The 20847-nt window shown below is 35.6% G+C and carries 19 protein-coding genes; 11 read left to right on the forward strand and 8 right to left on the reverse strand.

Going from position 1 to position 20847, the window contains the following annotated elements:
- The first annotated feature begins 43 nt into the window (after positions 1-43).
- From ACB104_RS03235 to ACB104_RS03275, 9 genes are all read left to right on the forward strand, one after another.
- Complete coding sequence (locus tag ACB104_RS03235; RefSeq protein ID WP_370476838.1) at positions 44-280, forward strand: hypothetical protein; 237 nt, start codon at positions 44-46, stop codon at positions 278-280.
- A gap of 12 nt (positions 281-292) precedes the next feature.
- Positions 293-580, forward strand: coding sequence for a P-loop NTPase family protein (locus tag ACB104_RS03240; RefSeq protein ID WP_370476839.1), 288 nt, complete (start codon positions 293-295; stop codon positions 578-580).
- Positions 561-887: a phosphatase PAP2 family protein gene (locus ACB104_RS03245; RefSeq protein WP_370477094.1), complete on the forward strand. Its 327-nt coding sequence runs from the start codon at positions 561-563 to the stop codon at positions 885-887. The genes ACB104_RS03240 and ACB104_RS03245 overlap by 20 nt, the downstream gene beginning before the upstream one ends.
- A 175-nt stretch (positions 888-1062) precedes the next feature.
- On the forward strand, positions 1063-1812 hold the full coding sequence (locus tag ACB104_RS03250) for a DUF6090 family protein (protein WP_370476840.1): 750 nt from the start codon (positions 1063-1065) through the stop codon (positions 1810-1812).
- A 210-nt stretch (positions 1813-2022) separates the two neighbouring features.
- Complete coding sequence (locus ACB104_RS03255; protein ID WP_370476841.1) at positions 2023-2565, forward strand: Crp/Fnr family transcriptional regulator; 543 nt, start codon at positions 2023-2025, stop codon at positions 2563-2565.
- Positions 2566-2631: 66 nt separating this feature from the next.
- Positions 2632-3276, forward strand: coding sequence for a head GIN domain-containing protein (locus ACB104_RS03260; protein WP_370476842.1), 645 nt, complete (start codon positions 2632-2634; stop codon positions 3274-3276).
- Between the two features lie 128 nt (positions 3277-3404).
- Complete coding sequence (locus tag ACB104_RS03265) at positions 3405-4694, forward strand: retropepsin-like aspartic protease (RefSeq protein WP_370476843.1); 1290 nt, start codon at positions 3405-3407, stop codon at positions 4692-4694.
- 224 nt (positions 4695-4918) lie between these two features.
- Positions 4919-5242, forward strand: coding sequence for a DUF6660 family protein (locus tag ACB104_RS03270; protein WP_370476844.1), 324 nt, complete (start codon positions 4919-4921; stop codon positions 5240-5242).
- A 92-nt stretch (positions 5243-5334) separates the two neighbouring features.
- Positions 5335-7512, forward strand: a complete 2178-nt coding sequence (locus ACB104_RS03275) for a TonB-dependent receptor (RefSeq protein WP_370476845.1) — start codon at positions 5335-5337, stop codon at positions 7510-7512.
- A gap of 218 nt (positions 7513-7730) precedes the next feature.
- Here the strand turns inward: ACB104_RS03275 and ACB104_RS03280 are convergent, their stop codons facing one another.
- The 6 genes from ACB104_RS03280 to bshC all read right to left on the reverse strand — a co-directional run bounded on the left by ACB104_RS03280 (position 7731) and on the right by bshC (position 15461).
- Complete coding sequence (locus ACB104_RS03280; protein ID WP_370476846.1) at positions 7731-7961, reverse strand: DUF3820 family protein; 231 nt, start codon at positions 7959-7961, stop codon at positions 7731-7733.
- A 2-nt stretch (positions 7962-7963) separates the two neighbouring features.
- A complete protein-coding gene (locus ACB104_RS03285; protein ID WP_370476847.1) occupies positions 7964-8506 on the reverse strand; it encodes a DUF922 domain-containing protein in 543 nt (180 codons plus the stop codon).
- A gap of 43 nt (positions 8507-8549) precedes the next feature.
- Positions 8550-10472: a LysM peptidoglycan-binding domain-containing protein gene (locus ACB104_RS03290; RefSeq protein ID WP_370476848.1), complete on the reverse strand. Its 1923-nt coding sequence runs from the start codon at positions 10470-10472 to the stop codon at positions 8550-8552.
- A gap of 139 nt (positions 10473-10611) precedes the next feature.
- The gene (gene guaA, locus ACB104_RS03295) at positions 10612-12147 is read right to left on the reverse strand and encodes a glutamine-hydrolyzing GMP synthase (protein ID WP_370476849.1); all 1536 of its coding nucleotides are present in this window, start codon (positions 12145-12147) and stop codon (positions 10612-10614) included.
- Between the two features lie 80 nt (positions 12148-12227).
- Positions 12228-13598 carry a pyridoxal phosphate-dependent decarboxylase family protein gene (locus ACB104_RS03300; RefSeq protein ID WP_370476850.1) on the reverse strand — a complete coding sequence of 457 codons (1371 nt, stop codon included), beginning with the start codon at positions 13596-13598 and terminating at the stop codon, positions 12228-12230.
- Between the two features lie 261 nt (positions 13599-13859).
- Entirely contained in the window at positions 13860-15461 is a 1602-nt protein-coding gene (gene bshC / locus ACB104_RS03305) for a bacillithiol biosynthesis cysteine-adding enzyme BshC (RefSeq protein WP_370476851.1), read from the reverse strand.
- A gap of 299 nt (positions 15462-15760) precedes the next feature.
- Between bshC and ACB104_RS03310 the strand changes: the two genes are divergently transcribed.
- On the forward strand, positions 15761-17026 hold the full coding sequence (locus ACB104_RS03310; RefSeq protein ID WP_370476852.1) for a carboxypeptidase-like regulatory domain-containing protein: 1266 nt from the start codon (positions 15761-15763) through the stop codon (positions 17024-17026).
- A 72-nt stretch (positions 17027-17098) separates the two neighbouring features.
- Positions 17099-17899 (forward strand): TerC family protein, encoded by an 801-nt coding sequence (locus ACB104_RS03315; RefSeq protein ID WP_370477095.1) that lies wholly within the window; start codon positions 17099-17101, stop codon positions 17897-17899.
- On the opposite strand, the gene ACB104_RS03320 is transcribed toward ACB104_RS03315, so the two are convergent.
- Both ACB104_RS03320 and ACB104_RS03325 read right to left on the reverse strand, forming a co-directional pair.
- Positions 17896-20556, reverse strand: coding sequence for a DNA gyrase/topoisomerase IV subunit A (locus ACB104_RS03320; RefSeq protein WP_370476853.1), 2661 nt, complete (start codon positions 20554-20556; stop codon positions 17896-17898). The two genes, ACB104_RS03315 and ACB104_RS03320, sit on opposite strands and share 4 nt — an antisense overlap.
- Before the next feature lie 6 nt (positions 20557-20562).
- The gene (locus ACB104_RS03325) at positions 20563-20700 is read right to left on the reverse strand and encodes a hypothetical protein (RefSeq protein ID WP_370476854.1); all 138 of its coding nucleotides are present in this window, start codon (positions 20698-20700) and stop codon (positions 20563-20565) included.
- Positions 20701-20847: the final 147 nt, after the last annotated feature.

The following is a 20847-nucleotide window of genomic DNA, read 5'->3' on the forward strand; positions in this document are numbered from 1 at the left end:
ATATTTAACAGATATTTATAGGTAAAAAATACCCCGAGCCAACATGCGTAAACTTAAATTGATTTGGGATTTTCGTGGACCAGACGCCCATAAAATAGCTGAGCACCACGAAATTCACCTAAAGGAATATGTGAAAATTAAGAAGTTAGCCATTACCATTACTGGTGTTGAGGATAATGGCGATATACACAGCATAGCTTATTTGGTGGTTGATGAAGCAGACATGAAACCCATACGGGATGCCCTTAAACCGCACAGAGGTCAAGTTTACAATCCTTAAATCATATTTATTTTGAAAGGAAGATTGATTAAGTATTTTTTAGGTTATTCACTAATCATTCTCTACGGCTTGAATACAACAGCGCAAGTTCCTCAAGGCAATGGTTCCACACATGAAAAATGGGAATTTGCTTTAGAAGATACGGGTGATGTGCTTCAAGTTGCCATGCCCGCTATCGCTGGGTTAACAACCATAATTAAAAAAAGATTGGCAAGGGACAAAACAATTTGCACTTTCTTATGGAACAAGTTTAATTATTACCCATTCACTCAAACGAATCATAAAAAAAGAAAGGCCTGAAGGCAGAAATCTGTACGACGCATTTCCTTCGGGGCATACCACATCCGCATTTTCATCTGCATCTTTTATACAACGCCGGTATGGCTGGAAATATGGCAAATGGGCCTATTTAGGGGCAACCATTGTAGGCGTTAGCCGAATGGAAGGCCCCGATGGCTGGCACGACCATTGGGACGTTTTGGCTGGAGCCGTTGTGGGCATTGGAAGCACCTATATTTTTACCTCGCCATATACCAAGGAGCATTTAGAAAATGGCTTTAGTTCGGAAAATGAAGCATATTTGCTCGGTTTACGTTATAAGTTTTAACGCATTTTGCCATGAACGTAATTGAAGATATAAGAAAAAACGATGACTTGATTTTAAAGAAAATTTCAACTAATTTCGTTTAAAAACTAATATTAGTTACTTGTGCTGAGCGTGTATTAGCATTAAAACTAAGCATGTTTCGAAATTATTATTCATCATGATTAACCAATAACCAATGATAAATTTCTTTAGAAAAATTCGACAAAATTTACTTTTCGAAAGCAAAACAGGAAAGTATCTAAAATACTCTCTTGGAGAAATTGTTCTTGTCGTCATTGGAATTTTAATTGCTCTTCAGATAAATACATGGAATGAAAACCAAAAGCATATAAAAAAAGAGCATACCTTTTTGGTAGAGGTACTCAAATCACTTAAAAGAGATTTGGGCAGAACTAAATTTATATATAATAATCGTGCTCTTACCAAAAGAAATGATATTTCTACTATTATTAAAGACTTAAACCAGATACCGCTACCTGCGGATTCTATTCTCAGAAATTCGTTCGAACAGATGACGATGACCTTAAGTTTTATTTACGACAAGGGAGCCTATGAGTCCTTAAAATCTTATGGAATTGACTTAATTCGCGATAATTCACTCAGGCAGAATATTGTTAGGATGTACGAAAACGATCTTCCTCTTGGTATCATTTTTATTGATGCTGACCGAGATGTTCAGGAAGAAATGAGATATAAACTTACCAATGAAATTTTTACATTCAGAGAAGAAACATTAAATAAAAACAGTGAAATTGGCGTTCCGCACATTGATTATAATTCTTTAAAGAATAATAGGGCCTTTAACCAATTGGTATATTTGGAAAAAGATGTAGCAAATAATTATGTTCGAAGGCTAGAAGATAAAATTTCAGATTTCGAGGAATTAATTCTAAGTATTCAAAACGAATTGAATAAGTCGAAATAAACTATAAATGAATACTGCTTTATTCGTTTAATAATTACAAAAACAAAACAAAGCACATAATTCATTACACATTTGGCTAGGAGAAGCAAAAATTCTTACTTTTATTAAAAATGGTTCTCAACAAATCATCATGAGAACGATTTTGGGTGGAAACCATAGCCAAACCGTTAAACTAACTTATCCCCAATCTTACAATTAACAAACATTTCTATGGATTTTTCTTTAGATAGCTTTTTAAAATCTGGCCATAGCATTGAATACAAAAAAAACGAACACCTTTTAAACCAAGGCGATGTTTCAAAACGCGTTTTTTTTATTATTGAAGGTGTGGTACGTCATTATGTTATAGATTATTCGGGCAACGAAAAAACCATAAGAATTTCAAAAGAGCATGATTTCTTCTATTCCTCCAATGTTAGTTATTGGACGGGCGAACCCTCATACATTAACTGTCAAGCGCTTTTAAACACTAAATTAATTTTTTGGACTAAAGATGAATTGGATGCCTTAAGAGTCAATCAACCTGAATTTGCCAAATTTGAAACGGCTAAACTTAAAGACTTTATTGTGGAAAAGCACAATAAGGAAATTTCAAGAATCATTAAGAATGCCGAAGAACGATTGATTGAATTTAATGAAACAGATTTAAACCTTTTTAACCGTATTCCGCACCACATCATTGCTTCTTACCTTGATATGACACCCGAAACTTTGTCGCGTTTACGGGCAAAATTCAAAAAACTTAAATCTTGATATAGATCAATGCCCAGCCATATTTTTCATTTTAGTTTTGCTGCGTCAATCTTAAAAAGTAAAAAAATGAAAAAATTATTTATGATTCTTGCAGTATTAATAACGTTTTTTGGATGTTCTGAAGACCAGTTTGTTGGTTCTGGCCAAACCATTTCAGAATTTAGGCCTGTAGAATATTTTGATGCTGTTTCAAGCGAGGGCACCTTTTATGTAACCATTACAAAAGGTACCGAGCAAAGTGTTGAAATTATTGCCGACAACAATATTATGGGCAGAGTACGAACCGATGTTAAAAATGGAAAATTAGAATTGTCCCTAGCCGATGGAAGTTACCGAAACGTACATTTAGAAGCCCATTTAACTGTGATTAGTTTAACAGAAATTGAAAATTCGGGCACGGGTGACATGTACGTGTACAACAACACCAATGTTCAAAATTTTAAGGCGTTTAACAGTGGCAATGCTAACATTTATCTGGAGGGCAGTTGTAATGGTTTAGATATTACAAATGAAGGCTCGGGTAGTATTTTTGCTTTCAACATGCCATCAAAAAGGTGTAACATTGATAACGAAGGGTCTGGTGAAATTGAAGTGGCCTGTGAATCAAACCTAGATGTAAAAATTGAAGGAAGCGGGAATGTTTATTACAGGGGAACCCCTTCAATGAATGTTAATATTTTAGGTTCAGGACAAGTCATCAATGACAACTAACCCATTAAACGTTTAAATGAAGTAACAATAAACAAATAAAAACGTCTAACCTAAAAGAGAACGTATTTTTACAAACGTTCTCTTTTTTTATAATTAACTTAACCACATAATTATTAAAATGGAAATCCATGAAAAAGCTTTTTCTTTTTCTTCTTATTCTTTCAATGGCTTGCAAAAATCCAGTTGCCGAAAAGGTGAGTAATCAGGAAACACTAACCCTATTGGATAGTTTAATTGAAACACAAAACTATTTTAAACTGAAAGAAAGCTTTTATGCCCAAAAGGACAATCTCTCAAAAGACCACGAACTATATTACCAAGCTATTGTGCTTAATGTCTTCAATAAATTATCGGAATCCAACGCGGTGATTGATGAGTTATTGAGCCAAAGTAAGGCCAAACTCTCAGACACCGTTCTTAATACCCTTTATAATACCAAATTGCTCAATCATGTGAATTTATATGAATATGGTGATGCAGCCATGGCAAGTAAATATATTCAAGAAAACTTCCTTCAGTTGAATGATTCCTCTGATATTGAAAACTTGGAAAACGAAATCAACATTTGGACGTCCTTAAAAAACATCCCAAAGCAGGAAATTATTAAAAGTACCGACGTTTCTTTTCCAATAGTTAAGGACAAAGTTGGGCTGTTCAACGTTGATGTATCCATAAACAGCAAAACCAAAAACTTTATATTTGATACAGGCGCAAACATTTCGGTCATTAAAAAATCACTTGTTGAAGAACTAGGCTTAACATTTATTGAATCCAACTTTTATGTAACCGCCTTTACGGGTCAAAGAGTGGATAGCGAACTCGCTATAGCCAATGAATTGACAATTGGAGACCTCATGTTTAAAAACGTGGTGTTCTTGGTACTTAATGATGACGATATTTCCTTTCCTCAAATAGATTATTACATAAATGGGATTATAGGATTCCCAGTAATCGAAGCCATGGATGAAATTAGAATTTCAAAAAACGATACCATTTCCATTCCCAAAACTCCCATAGACTACAATATAAACAATTTTGCCCTAGATGGACTAACGCCCATAATTGCAGTTACCTATAAAAAAGACTCCTTGAGTTTTGGGTTTGATACCGGTGCGAGACAAACTGCATTGTATGAACCATTTTTCGAGAAATATAAAACCGAAATAGAAGAAAACTATACACCTACAACCTTTCAATCCGGCAGTGGAGGAGGGTTTATAGAATTTGAGGGTTACGTATTGGATAGTTTGCATTTAAGTGTTGGAAAATCGGGAGCCTGGCTGAAAGACTTGCGGCTTCACACAAACAATATCGGAACCGATGTCAATCACTTTCATGGCAACTTTGGCCAAGACTTTATCAAACAATTTGATGAAATGATTATTAGTTTTAAATATGGCTCTGTTCTTTTTAAATGATTTTATAAGATAAACTGAATTGGCAGCCTAAAAAACACTTAGGTTTATAAAAATTTCCAACCTCTTTCGTTTATGCATGCTGAACTTGTTTCTATAACGACTGTCATAAGTCATTGAAACGACTCATATAAGCCAAGTTACCTGCAACCTAAAAACGAGTTTAAACGCATCCAACCTGTTTACTAATCCATTATTTCAATAGCTTATTTTGTACATTTGCAACAATGAAAACACTTTATTTAATCTTGGCTTTATACTCTTTTTGCCTTTCAACAATTCCTTGTTGTTTGGATGATAATTGTAATGACGAAATACAAACAGAGCAAACAGATAATCATTTGGAAAAAGAAGAAGACCATCGTGATAGTGATTGGTCTATTTGCTCACCATTTTTAACCTGTGGAACGTGTTCAGGATTTGTATATTCAAAGTTGAACTTTCACTTCAAAAAAATCCATTTCAATAAAAGTAAATTTATTGTGGTTTATCTACCTCAATTTACAGATGATTTTTTTGTCAAAATCTGGCAACCTCCGAAAATAAGTTAATGATACAAAAGTGATTAATCCACTATAAATTGTTAGCGGTGCTAAACACCACTAGCCCAATTATTTTTATCATTTATAAAAATATTAGACAAATGAAAAATTTCATCTTGCTTTTGTCTGTAATGCTATATACATCTTTGGGTTTTGGACAAAACATATTAAAAGCCATTGTAAAAGATAACCAGAGCAAAGAAACCCTCCTGGGTGCAACAGCAAATTTGGACGGTACAGCCAATGGTGCCATCACAGACCAAAACGGGTACTTAGAAATCAATAATATTCCGAATGGAAACCAAACAATAATTTTTAGATATATAGGATATAAAGTGACAAAGATAACTTTCAACTTTCCTTTATCAGAAACTGAACCCGTTAAGATTTTACTTTCCAAAAGCGAAGGGGAAGAATTGGATGAAGTGGTGATTGCTTCCACTCGCTCCAAAAGAACTATCTACAACATACCAACACGAATCGAAGCCATTTCGGGAGAGGAACTCGAGGAAAAGGGAAACATGAAACCTGGTGACATCCGTATGATGCTGAACGAGAGTACAGGGATACAAACGCAACAAACATCTGCAACTTCCTACAATTCAAGCATCCGAATCCAAGGGCTTGACGGGAAATACACACAAATATTAAGAGATGGTTTTCCTTTGTATGCAGGGTTTTCAGGCGGTTTAAGTTTGATGCAAATTGCACCACTTGATTTAAAACAAGTGGAAGTCATTAAGGGGGCTTCTTCAACCCTTTATGGAGGTGGTGCCATTGCAGGCTTGGTAAATCTTTTATCAAAAACGCCCAAAGAAGAAAGGGAACTAAGCTTTATGTTGAACGGCACCTCTGCTTTAGGCTTGGATGTCAGCGGATTTTATTCCCAAAAGTTCAATAATAAAGTTGGTACCACCATTTTTGCTTCCTATAATCTAGGCACCCCTTATGACCCCGCAGATATAGGGCTTACGGCCATTCCTGAATTCAGGCGTTATACTATAAATCCAAAGGTTTTTTTGGATTTTGATGATAAGACCTCACTCAACATTGGTTTCAATAGCATTGTGGAAGACCGCATAGGTGGTGACATTAAATACATTGAAGGAGATGGTAATGCCACAAACTCATTTTTTGAAAAGAACAATACCAATCGCTTTAGCACCCAATTAGGAATAGACCACCTTATAAGCGACAAATCAAGACTATCACTCAAAAACAGTGTGAGTTATTATGACCGAAAAATTGAAATCCCAGATTTCACATTTTCAGGTGTACAGTTATCTTCATTCAGTGAAGCAACTTATACGTACAGAGAAACGAAATCGGAATGGATAATTGGCCTTAACCTTTGGACAGATAAATTCACACAAGACCCATTAAATATTTCAGAGGTTGTTGATTATAAGTATATCACTTCAGGCATATTTGTACAAAATACTTGGGATGCAACAGACAAATTTGCATTGGAAACTGGTTTCAGAGGGGATTATCAGAATGAATATGGTTTTTTCGCATTGCCCAGAATCTCTGCATTATTAAAAGTAAACCAAAAATTGAGCATGCGCCTTGGTGGCGGTATAGGTTACAAAACCCCAACTGTTTTCACTGAAGATGCCGAACGCATACAATTCAGAAATGTATTGCCCATTAATGTTTCCAACACAAAAGCTGAGCAGAGTGTTGGTGGTAATTTCGACATGAACTTTAAAACTCCATTATCAGAACAATTATTTTTTAGTATAAATACCCTATTCTTTTACACACAAATTGAAGACCCCTTAGTGCTCGCTTTGTTAAACAATGGATTTTATGAGTTTCAACAACCTAATGGCTTTATTGATACAAAAGGTATTGAAACAAATATAAAGTTGACTTATGGTGACTTAGCCCTTTTTATTGGTTATACTCTAGCCGATGTAAATGAACATTACAATAGAACGGAGAAAACCTTCCCGTTGGTTTCAACACACCGACTTAATAATGTTCTAATGTATGAAATGGAAGAAAAATTAAAAATTGGCTTGGAAGCATATTACTTTAGCCCTCAAAAATTAAATGACGGGACAACTGGCAGACAGTATTGGCTTTTTGGGTTTATGGTAGAAAAGTTATGGGACAATTTCTCCATTTTCATCAACTTTGAAAACTTTGGAGACACTCGACAAACAAAGTTTGGCACTATCTTTACAGGTTCAATCGGCAACCCCGTGTTCAGGGACATTTATGCGCCTGTAGATGGCTTTGTGGTGAATGGAGGTATAAAAATAAGGCTATAGGGATAAAACCTTAAAGACCTTAAGAGAACTAAACCAAAACATAAACACAAAAAAAGGAATCAGACAACAAAAGTATATAAAAATAGTGGTCCAAGTGCTTAAACTAAAGGGAATTTTATAAATTCATGGGCGGTGCCAAACCGTAAAGCTAGTGTGTAAAAATTCACTACTTTTCCTAAACCGAATCGATGGAAGAAATTCAGCGAAAGATAAAAAAGTCATTTTTTTGGATATTGCTTTTGAATATTCCTGACCAAGTCTTCCAAACCGTTTAGCTTTAACTCGTAAACCTGTTTGAGCATATCGCCCAATTTACCTTTGGGGAAACCTTGGTTGTGGTACCATACCACATAATATTCAGGTAAATCAATTAAATAACGGTTTTTGTATTTACCATAGGGCATTTTGGTATGTGCCAAATCGATTAAGAATTGTTTATCGGACAGCATGCTTATTCTATTGATTTATATGTTGCCAATTTTTGAAGTTCTAACCTTATAAAGGCAGACGACTTATCTTGTGTTTCGTAATTTCGGGAATAGTCGGTTTCATAATCATAAGCACTTTGAATTTCCGAAGGCTCTTTATTTATATTTTCATGAATGCCTTTCAGTTCCTTTCTAATGTTATTGGAAACCCTTAACTCGCTGATACGTTCCCTAAATTTTCGGGCATATAATTCCGTAATATAAAAATGCAATTGTTCATGCCCCAAAGCATAATCATCGGCTTGCTCTACTTTGTACCAAGATTGCTCCGGATAAAAATGGGCATGTACTTCTGAAGTAAAACTTACCACCTGATTTTTATCGGTTTGGGTAATGGAAAAACCAAAGGTTATACCCGATGCTGTTATGGCTGCGGCGTTTTCATTATCATTCGGCTTTGACTTAAAATCTGCCCACGACAATCTATGAACTTCACTCCAAGATAAGACAGGTTCGTCTTGTTTGAAAAATAAAAAACCACAAAATAAAAGGATGACTTTAAGCACAAACTAAATATTCTAGAGATAAAACGACCTACCGTTAAACTTATTATTTTACCTCAACAATCGATAAATTGTCATACTTGACCAAATAAACCGTGTCGTTATAGTAACCTCCCAAAAGTTGCTTTTTGTAAGCAAACTTATTTTCCACGTATTCCGTTAAGGGCGCATTTTTAACAGACATATACAAATCATCTGAAGACACTAAACGCAGAACGACATCCATGGTTAAATCGAAACCCTTAACCGCCTTGTTGTTAGGGGTTATATTATACATTTGGTTATATTTATTGATGAAAACTTTGTGCTGGTTTTCGTCGTAATCTTTTGACGCCGTAGCAAAATGAAACTGCAATTTTGATAAATAGGTATTGTTTACCTGATCGCCGTCAAAAGCCCCATTAGCATGGGTTGTTACCAAAACAATCTCTCTGACCTCTTCTTCCTCTGTCTTTTCTTTTCTGATTAAAGATGCCAAAACACTGGTGACATTTGACACAAAACCCGCATTTTCGGTTTCTAAAAACACAATGTTTTTTCCTGGTTTTAATGCGTTTTCAATATCTTCAAGCGTTACAAAAAACTCATCTTTTCCGTCTTTATTTTTTCTTGACAGAACCTGTTTCGCACGGCCAAATTCTCGTTTCAATTCATTGGAAACTTCAACATTTTTGGAATCATAAACAATTAAGATATTGGCTGCCGAAGTATCTGCCTTTACAAAACTCACAATTTTGGTTTTCAACAAGTCGTCTGATGGCCTTGACTGAAACACATTATCATATAATTTTAAATTGGTACCAATTGGCGAAAAAATTGGTGTATTATACGCTCTCAATTCTGCAGCCGCTTGTTCAAAATTCCTAGAAGTAAGTGGACCTATAACGGCATCAACATCTTCAAAATTATTTCCTCGAATGATTCTTGAAACCTCACTTACCTCATTTTTGGTATCGTAAACATCAACTTTTAAGGAAATTCCCAATTTTTTAAGTGAATCTACAGCCATTAAAACCCCAGAATGGAAATCTAAACTGGTATCTAAATATGGATCGTTTTTTATGCTTCTTTTGGTATCAGCAACCGAATCGAACCCTACACGGTTTAACCTAAAAGGCAGCATAATGGCAATACGTTTGGTTCTGAAATCTGAAATACTGTCAATTAAACTGACCATATCGCTCTTTGAAAATTGACCTACACCACTAGTAAGTGGAATTTTTAAAATCATGCCGTCCTTTAAACCGCTTTCCTTTAATCCTGGATTTAGCACTTCAAGTTCATCCTGCTCCAAACCTAATTTAAGCTTTAAACGATAGAACCCTTCTTTTGGCAACACCTTATAATAGTTATACTTTTCGTCTACCACATTTTGGTCTTCGGTATCTAAATTAGGCACGTTAATAACTTCACCTACTTTTAAAACTTCGTGCATATCTGGATTCAGCACCTCTAATTCTTTCACTGAAATTCCAAATTTGTAAGCTATACGCCATTTTCCTTCTTGTGGCAAAACCGTATAAGGCTTCGTAGTTTTTACCTCCTCAACGGTTTCGGTTATCTTATAAATGGGTATTTGAATTTTATCCCCTTTCTTTAAGGCATTGGAATATAAAAACTTGTTGTACTTTTTTATATCATCTTCCGACACACCGTATACTTTGGACAGGCTGTATAAGGTTTCCTTGCGTTTTGTTTTGTGTTCCCTAAACCCTTGCAAATCCTTTGTAACGGTAACTTTTGGTTTTTGCGCTTTTGAAATGGGAATAATTAGTACGGTATTAGGTTTAAGTCCATTTTTAGCATCTGGATTTAAGGAGTAAATATCAAAAGGCGTTACATAATACTTTAAAGATATTTCTTCTATGGTTTCACCCTCTTTTACCTTATGTGTGCTGAAATTTTGTGCATTTAAGGAAGTTAAACTAAATGCCAGAAACAGGACTATTACTAATAAAAATTTATTCATTTGGTTCAAAATAAAACATAAATATAACAAACGCCATACAATTCATATATACGTTGCCTTTTACTTAATGGACGATTTAATCTCATTAACAAGGCAATCATATAATGTGCCAAAAACTATTTTTGGGTTTTAAAATTGTTTATTCCCACTCAATAGTTGCTGGTGGCTTGGAGCTAATATCGTACACTACTCTATTAACGCCTTTTACCTTATTTATTATATCGTTTGATGTTTTTTGAAGGAATTCATATGGCAAATTCACCCAATCGGCAGTCATTCCATCAGTGCTTTCAACGGCTCTTAACGCCACACACTTTTCATAAGTACGCTCATCGCCCATTACGCCAACACTGTTAACGGGCAATAACATAGCGCCAGCTTGCCAAACTTTGTCGTATAGTCCCCATTCCTTTAAACCGTTAATAAAAATGAAATCGACTTCTTGTAAAATACGGACTTTCTCTGCAGTAATATCACCTAAAATACGAATGCCCAATCCGGGACCAGGGAACGGATGGCGCCCCAAAAGTTCTGGATCAATGCCCAAGGTAGCCCCTACACGCCTAACCTCATCTTTAAAAATTGAACGAAGCGGCTCTACAATTTTCAACTTCATAAAATCGGGCAAACCACCAACATTATGGTGACTTTTTATGGTGGCAGAAGGTCCGCCAGTAGCCGAAACACTTTCAATAACATCGGGATAAATGGTACCTTGCGCCAACCATTCAACATCTTGCAGTTTATGGGCTTCATCATCAAAAACCTCAATAAAGGCATTACCAATGGCCTTGCGTTTTTTCTCCGGATCTTCAACTCCTTTTAGGGCATCTAGAAAACGTTGTGAAGCATCAACTCCTTTAACGTTTAGCCCCATGCCTTTGTATTGGTTCAATACGTTTTCAAATTCATTTTTTCGTAGTAAACCATTGTTTACGAAAATACAGTAAAGATTATCGCCAATAGCTTTATTTAGAAGAACGGCAGCAACTGTAGAATCTACACCACCGGAAAGACCAAGAACCACTTTACCATCGCCAACTTTATTCTGTATGGCCTCAACGGTCTCTTCAACAAAAGATTGAGGTGTCCAGTCCTGATGTAAGCCCGCAATGCTGACTAAAAAATTCTCCAATAATTGTTTACCGTCTGTTGTGTGGTAAACCTCGGGGTGAAATTGAATGGCATAAGTTTCTTCGCCGTCAATTCTATATGCCGCATTTTGAACATCATGTGTACTGGCAATTAATACTCCATTTTCTGGTAGCTTTTTTATAGTATCGCTATGGCTCATCCAAACTTGACTCCCTGTATGAATGTGAGCGAAAAAAGGTTCATTCCCTTTAATGAAGGATAAATTTGCCCTACCGTACTCACGCGTGTTTGAAGGAGCTACTTCTCCACCTGAAAAATGTGCTAAATATTGTGCCCCATAACAAACCGACAACAAAGGTTTTTTTCTTCTAATATTGCTTAAATCTGGATGCAGGGCATCTTCACCTCTCACGGAATTTGGACTACCCGAAAGAATTACGGCCTTGTAATCTTCAATTTGTTCTGGAATTTTGTTGAATGGATGTATTTCGGAATAAATATTGAGCTCTCTAACTCTGCGTGCAATAAGTTGTGTGTATTGCGATCCGAAGTCTAAAATAAGTACCTTATCATGTTGCATGCGCAAAAATAGGAATTGATTTTTTATTGAAGCATTTGGAATTGCAATTTTTCAGGTATTTTTTTCAACAAGACTATCAACTATTTCATGGATTCCAAAATAGCCTTAATATCCTGCTTTGTGGTATCTGGGTTTATAAAACAGAAGCGAGATACCGTCTCAAAACCATCAGTTGTTTTCCATTTTGTGGGCGTTACCAAGGCAAATCCTTTTTTATGGTTTTCGTAGGTCCAATGTGTATAGTCTTCAGGTTTCCAGCCTATCCTTCTATACAAAACACAAGATAAGTTCGGCTCTCTAACCAACTCAACATGAGGCATATCTTCAATTAATTTTCCAGCTATTTGGGTTAATTCAATTCCTCGCTCTACGGCTTGTTTGTACTTATCCGTACCATGCATAGCCAAAGAAAACCACAAAGGTAAACCTCTGACACGGCGTGTTAACTGTATTTGATAATCGGTTGGGTTAAAACCATGTGCCCCTTCATCTTTAAAAATATCTAAATAAGATCCTTCCTGAGAATGTGCCTCTTTGGCAAGTTCTGGTTTTTTATAGATTACGGCACCACAATCGTATGGCGAAAACATCCATTTATGTGGGTCTATAGTGATGCTATCGGCACGTTCTATTCCATTGAACAAGTGCCTTACGGAATCGGCAATCAAGGCTCCGCCCCCATAGGCTGCATCAACATGAAACCATAACTTTTCTTTTTCACAAACCTCAGCAATACCTGTTAAATCATCAATGATACCGGCATTGGTTGTCCCACCTGTGGCCACCACTGCAAAAAGACGCTTTCGTTGATGAAAGGTTAAACCGTCAATGGTTTTTCGTAAATCGTCGCCAGTTAATTTTTCCTCACTTTCTACCAATAAAATATCCACATCAGCAACCTTGGCCATAGCTTTTATAGAAGAATGTGCCCCAAAGGATGTTATGATCAAACCTTTTTCACGTTTATAAGTATCGTCTTTTCTCCAATACTCGCGAGCCGTGACAATAGCCGATAAATTGGCCGCAGTGCCGCCACTCGTAAAAACACCAAATGCACCGTCTGGCAAGCCCGTCAAGGAAACGATCCAGCGCATGGCCTCATTTTCACAAAATATACCTCCCGCGCCTTCCATCCAATAGGCACCATGAATACTGGATGCCGAGGTTACCAAATCGAACATTATTGCAGCACGTGTTGGAGATGCAGGCACAAATGCCAGATGTCTGGGGTGATCAATCGATACAGTAGCTTTCATTAAATATTTTTTCCAGAGTTTAAAGGCAACTTCCCCACCAATACCCGCTTTGGTAACCGTTTCGCCAACCAACGCTTTTAATTCTTCCTCCTTTTTTGGTTTACCAATTTTAGTATTTGTTGCTGTGAGACGATCGATGGTATATTTCATAACATCCAAGGTCATCTCTACTAACTCGATATCTATTTTATGCATGTTTTTTATGTTTGGACTTCTGTCGCCAAAGTTAAAATATTCGAATCCAAAATGCTAAATCTAGTCCAAATTACCGCCGTTTTGTATTACAAAAAATAAAGGGTATTTTTATGAAACACTAACCCAACCTATTACATGAAGAAATTCATTTTGATATTGTCATTAATCATATAGCATTGCAATAAGCATTACCAAGACAATAGGTTAAGTTTTTTATTAACTATTACTTTAGTTTGAAGAATATGCTTCTACATAGCTTCTTTATAAAGTTAAAATTGAAAATTCGTTTCTTAAGGGATTAAGATTTTCAATAAGAGAAGAAATAAGAGCATCGCCATATTCTAAATAGAATTCTGAAAAATTGGTGTTACGCTCCTGTAAACCTCCTTTTGGGAACAGATCGTTTTGATGTTCGGTCATTCTTGAAACCTCTTCAAACAGTTTTCTTTTTTGTGCTTTAAGCAGACGCTTTTCAAGATTTTCGAGTCCCTTAATCTGCTTCACTTCTTGTGCTTTAACAGCACCTAAAAACGATTTGTCTGTCTGCTCAGCCAGTTTGTACAAGTCTTCAAACTGCTGTTTCAGATGCTTTTTTTGAGATGAAAAATCGATGTCTATATTTGATATTTCCCTAACTTTTTTATTTATAAAAGCATTGTGTTTTAAGAAAATATCTTCATCTGAAATGTTTAGCTTTTTTAGTTTTTTGGATTGACTTTCAGACTGGATTAAAACTGAATTTCGAAGTAACAAAATTGGAAATGGAATATTTAACTCGTTAAAAAATGTTTTAAGTTGAAACCAATAGGCCAGCTCACCACCACCGCCAATGTAGCATAGATTGGGTAAAATGACTTCTTGGTACAACGGACGCATAATCACATTTGGAGAAAAACGTTCAGGAAATTCATTGAGATATTTAAGTATTTCAATCTTACTCCATGTAAGGTTAGTGTTTAAAACTTTATAAACCCCATCTTCAAAAACAATACGTTCGCGCAGGTTGTCTTTTATATAGAACAGATTGATTTCACGAGGATTTACTTGTATTTTGTAATTTTCGGGTAGATTGTTTATCTTTTCGTTTGTTTCAGCAACTGATTTAAAAGAGGTTTGCTCTAACAATTCTTTCTCCATGTAAGGCAAAAATCGCTTTTTAAGCTCCGGATTATTGGCATCAATAATCACCAATCCGTAATCCTTAAATAATTCATTGGCCAAATATCGGGTAGCACTGGCTAAATCTGCATGTTTTAAATAGGATGATTCAAATAGCTCTTTTAAAAATTGGGCATTTTTGCTTACACCCAAATCTTGCGAAAACAAATCTAGAACAGCTTCCAGTCCATTAGTTGAAAGTTCCCCAACAGCACCACTGGCGTCTTTATTCCACCGTACTTTTTTCCCTTTAAAATTGAAATAATTGATTTCATCAAAATCATGGTCCTCTGTAGCCATCCAATAAACAGGAACAAAATTGTAATAAGGATATTTTTCTTTTAATGCTTTTGAAAGATTAATAGTTGAAACAATTTTATAAAGAAAATAAAGTGGTCCGGTGAATAAATTTAGCTGATGACCGGTAGTGATGGTAAACGTCTTTTCAGATTTTAAAAGTTCAATATTTTGAAGTGAACTTTTTGAAGCATCAAATTTTTGGAATTGCTTTTTAAGTGATTCAACCAAGACACTTCGAGATTCATTTTTGAACGACAGCTCTTTTTCGGTTATTTGATTTTTAAAATTTTCAATTTTAGGAAAGCGATTATAAAACGGTTTTAGTTGTGCCCGTTCATCTAAATAATCACAAATTAAAGATGAAAAGTAGCCTGTTTTGTAAAACGGTATGAAGTTTTGCTGCATATTCTAATAAAAATCATGTAAATATACAGCTATTCTGTTTTTTGAAATCCAAAAATTACGTTAAGAGTTATCTGATCCCTAAAAGCCAAATTCTGCTGTAATATCTTAAATTGAAAGATGTCAGAATCGGAAGTATTACCCAATGAATCTTTGGTAATAATTTTCCAATAATAAATTGTTCATGAAGATACTGAAACACTCATTTAACTCTCTTAAAAAAGGTGTTAAAAATTATTGGATATTAGATAATTAGACCAATATTTCGTAACTTATGTCATGGTTTTTTAAAAAATATTGCCATGAACAAATCATCCCTTAATCGTTTCATTTATATGTTCGCTATTTTTTTAGTGTGCGTGAACATAATCAATGCCCAAACTCAAGATAATTTTAAAGAAATTGAAGGAAAAGTGGTTGACAAAGCCACAAATAAACCGCTGGTTTTTGCCGATATTGTTATAAACAACACTAACATTAGCACTGTAACAAACAGCGATGGTGAATTTTTATTAAAAGTGCCTGAGGATTTCATTGATGAAACCATAAGCGTTACTTACTTAGGTTATGAAAAAATAGACCTAAAAATTTCTTCAATAGGCATTAATGAAATAATAGAACTGGAGCCAGGCTTTACCAAACTAAATGAAATTAGCATCATTGCCACACTCATGGAAGATGCCCGGGAACTCGTTAAAAAAACACTAAGAAAGAAAAGCACCATTTACAATAACCATAATACGTTGATGACTGCATTTTACAGAGAAACCATTAAGAAAAGAAAGAAAAATGCATCAATCTCTGAAGCGGTGGTTAAGATACATAAACAACCATATAATAATTATAGAGACGACCACATCGAGTTGGTTAAGGCCAGAAAAAATACCGATTACACAAAATTGGATACTATAGCCCTAAAATTACAAGGCGGGCCTTTCAGCAATCTCTATACGGATATCATCAAATACCCAGAGTTCATTTTTACCGAAGAAAGCATGGAGCTTTATAACTTTAGCTATAGCCCTACTACAACAATTAACAACAAGCTTGTTTATGTTATTGATTTTAAACAAAAAGGTCATGTAAAATCTCCGCTATACTATGGCAAGCTCTACATTGATGCTAGTTCTTTAGCGCTTAAAAGCGCCGTATATAGCCTAAATGTTTCGAATAGAGAACTATCTAGCCGAATGTTTGTTAGGAAAAAGCCCAGAAAAGTTGAAGTTTACCCAAAAGAGGCTAATTACAGAGTAAATTATCGAACCCAAAATGACAAATGGCACTACGCCTACAGCAATATTTCACTGACTTTTAAAGTAAATTGGAAGGGAAAACTATTCAATAGCACGTACACATTAAATAGTGAAATGGCCATAACTGATTGGGAAATTAGAGACACAAAAATTGCCGAAATTAGAAGTCAATTGATTCGTCCCTCAACTATTTTGACTGAAATGGCATCGGGCTTTTCAGACCCAAGATTTTGGGGTCCTTACAATATCATTGAACCTGAAAAATCAATAGAATCGGCCATAAAAAAAATTCAACGGCAGTTAAAAAGAACCTAAAATCATGCAAATTTAAAAGAGAAAAACAGGTGCTTTTTTGTTAAATTTACAGTCTAAATATTGATATCAACGTTGATAGATTTTCTCTTTACCAGTGATGCCATAATGGCACTAATAACCCTAACTTTTCTGGAAATAATTTTAGGTATCGATAATATTGTTTTTATATCAATCGCAGCTAACAAATTACCCGAAAATCAACAATCCAAAGCTACAAAAATTGGTTTGGTCTTGGCTATGGTTCAGCGTATTATACTATTGTTTTTTGTGAGCTTTTTAATAGGTTTAAAGGAGCCTTTTTATACTATTGAACTTTCGTGGTTGCATATAACCATTAGTTGGCAAGCCCTTATACTTTTTACAGGTGGATTATTTTTAATCTATAAAAGCACGTCCGAAATACATGAAAAAGTTGAAATTCCCAACCACGACGAGAAAAGTCTTAATAAGAAAAAAATAAAGAGTTTATCACAAGCCTTGGTACAAATATTAATTATTGATTTTATTTTCTCAATAGATTCTATTTTAACAGCTGTCGGAATGACTAACGGTCTTCATCCCAACCAAAGCTATACTTTAGCACTTATGATAATTGCGGTTATTATATCCATTGTAATAATGATTGGCTTTGCAAATCCTATAAGAGAATTTATTAAAACACACCCCAGTATGCAAATCTTAGGTTTGGCATTTTTAATCTTGATTGGCTTTATGCTTATTACTGAAGCCGCTCACCTATCACATACTAAATTGTTCGGAAATGAAGTTGGTGTGGTACCTAAAGGGTACCTCTATTTCGCCATTGCTTTTTCTCTGTTTGTAGAGTTTTTGAATTTTAGAATAAATAAAAAGAGCAAGCAACTAAGGGGTTAAAACAAAGAAGTCTGTCCTTCGCCGTCCAAATCAAAATCTTGGTTTGTATCGCCATTTGAATCTGACGAATTATCCTTTTCTTCATCAGAAACATTAGACGATACATCTGTTTCATCAACCACTTCTAAATCGTCGGCATGGACTTCCTCAGGTGCTTCATAAGGCAATGAATCCATCAGATTTATTTGAATGACCTTATCTCTGGTCAATTGATTACCTAATGCCGAGATCCCTTTTATGGCAATGAACTCTTCAAGGTTTACCTCCAAATTATCCTTTCTATCTTTTCCTCGTTCTTTTGCAAAAACTACTTCGGTCATTGGTCTCCAATCGGTTGAAACGATTTCTAATTGTGAATTTGGATGGTCTGAAATAAAGGATTCTTCCTTGCCTTCCTGCTCAACCAAAAAGCGCTTAACATAGTAAAGTTCCTTTTCTCCATTATAATAAATGACTGAAATTGGCTTTTTTGGCACCCATTTTTCCAAAACAATCATGTCATCGTCAAAATGCATGGTAACTTCAGGAGTGACCGTTTTCAAAATGCCTGATTGATTGATGATCAACAGCTTGTCCTCTCCTCTAAATTCCCCTATCAATTCTCCTCGACCATCAAGGTTAAGGCGTTGTACAGTATCATCAAACCAAATTTTTCTAGGTTTTAAGGTTGAGATCCCTTTTTCCTTTAACTCAACACGTTTTACGGCATATTTGGTAACCAAATTCCCCTTTGAGGCCCGCCCTTTAATGAGAATATCTGCAAAATCAATGTCCCATTTTAACTTTTTTATACTGCCTGCTTGCCTCAGTAATATGGTTACTACCTCTGCCTCTCCGTTTGGATTTGCAGAAAAATACAATACGGTCGAACCTTTATTTTCACTCGTTAGGTCGTATTCCCTATCTCGGGTTATACCTGTTACTGCAAAACGTTTAATGTATGATGCACCTTTTTTACCATCGCGATAAATCATGTTGTAAATGGTGCGCTTGTCCTTCTTTTTAAAAACAGCCACATGAATAATGTCCTTGCCAACAAAGGTTTTGGCATCAACTTTAGTAACCATCATTTTACCTTCTTGGTTAAATACAATAACATCGTCAATATCACTGCAATCGCAGACATATTCATCCCGACGGAGTGATGTACCAATGAAACCTTCTTCCCGGTTTACATAAAGTTTAGTATTTCTAATAACCACCTTAGTGGCATCAACATCATCAAAAGCCCTAATTTCGGTTTTGCGCTCTCTTCCTTCGCCATAGTCCTTTTTGAGTCGTTTGAAATACGATATGGCATAATCAATTAGGTTAGCCAGATGATGTTTTACTTCAGCAATTTGCTCTTCTAAAGCTTCAATTTTCTGTTGAGCTTTATCAATATCGAATTTTGAAATGCGCTTGATTCTAATTTCCGTTAAGCGAACAATATCTTCTTCAACTACAGCCCTTTTAAGGTGCTTTATGTGCGGCTGAAGCCCTTTATCTATGGCACTTATAACGCCTTCCCAAGTTTCTTCTTCTTCAATATCTCGATATATTCTATTCTCGATGAATATGCGCTCCAAAGATGCAAAATGCCATTGCTCTTCAAACTCGCCTAGCTTAATCTCCAATTCCTGCTTCAGAAGCTCCACCGTATTATCAGTACTTCGGCGAAGCATTTCAGAAACTCCTATAAACAATGGTTTATTATCTTCAATAACACAGCCCAAAGGCGAAATGGAACTCTCGCAACTGGTGAATGCATAAAGTGCATCAATAGTTTTGTCTGGCGACAATCCGGAAGGCAGATGCACTAAAATTTCAACCTCAGCAGCCGTATTGTCCTCAATTTTTTTGACCTTTATTTTACCTTTGTCATTGGCTTTTATGATGGAATCTATTAATGTAGAGGTTGTCGTACCATAGGGCAATTCAGTAATGACCAAGGTGTTTTTGTCTAATTGTGAAATTCGAGCGCGCACACGTACCCTTCCACCTCTTAGACCATCATTATAATTAGAAAAATCGGCAATTCCGGCTGTTGGGAAATCAGGTAGAATGGTAAACCGTTTGCCTTGCAAATGCTTTATGGAAGCATCAATAAGCTCAATAAAATTATGTGGTAATATTTTTGTAGAAAGGCCAACAGCTATACCTTCTCCGCCCTGCGCCAACAAAAGAGGAAACATAACCGGAAGGTTTATTGGCTCTTTACGACGACCATCATAGCTAGCTTGCCATTCGGTAATTTTTGGGTTGTAAACAACATCTAAAGCAAACTTGCTCAAGCGAGCTTCTATGTATCGTGATGCCGCTGCACTATCTCCAGTTAGGATATTTCCCCAGTTTCCTTGGGTATCTATCAACAAATCCTTTTGGCCGAGTTGCACCATGGCGTCAGCAATACTGGCATCGCCATGTGGATGATACTGCATAGTATGCCCGACGATGTTCGCCACTTTATTGTAACGCCCATCGTCAAGGTCTTTCATTGAATGCATGATACGACGCTGAACAGGCTTAAAACCGTCTTCAATAGCAGGGACTGCCCGTTCTAAAATTACATACGAAGCGTAGTCTAAAAACCAATCTTTGTACATGCCCGTAACACGGGTTATGGTTTCTTGGGGCTCGTCTTCGTTATTAATTAAATCGTCGCTTTCTTCAATCATTAATTATCAATCTTTCTTGGGTTTTCCAGTGAGCATTGTTTTACCATGTTTTTTGGACTTTGTTTTATTGATATTGCTGTTTAAGGCAGTTACAAAATCATAAACCTCTCTTCTTACCAATTTAGTTTCTTTTGAATATAACATTTTAATTTAGTTTTTATTCCCTCAATAACGGGACGGATTCTTGAATTTATTTTTTACAAAATTAAATTTTATGTGAATCATTCTCTACCAATTTAACGTTATTTTATAACCAAATTCTTATTTTTTTCGTTCCAAACTATTAAAATG

The sequence above is a fragment of the Tamlana flava genome (assembly GCF_041287255.1).
Classification (GTDB): domain Bacteria; phylum Bacteroidota; class Bacteroidia; order Flavobacteriales; family Flavobacteriaceae; genus Tamlana; species Tamlana flava.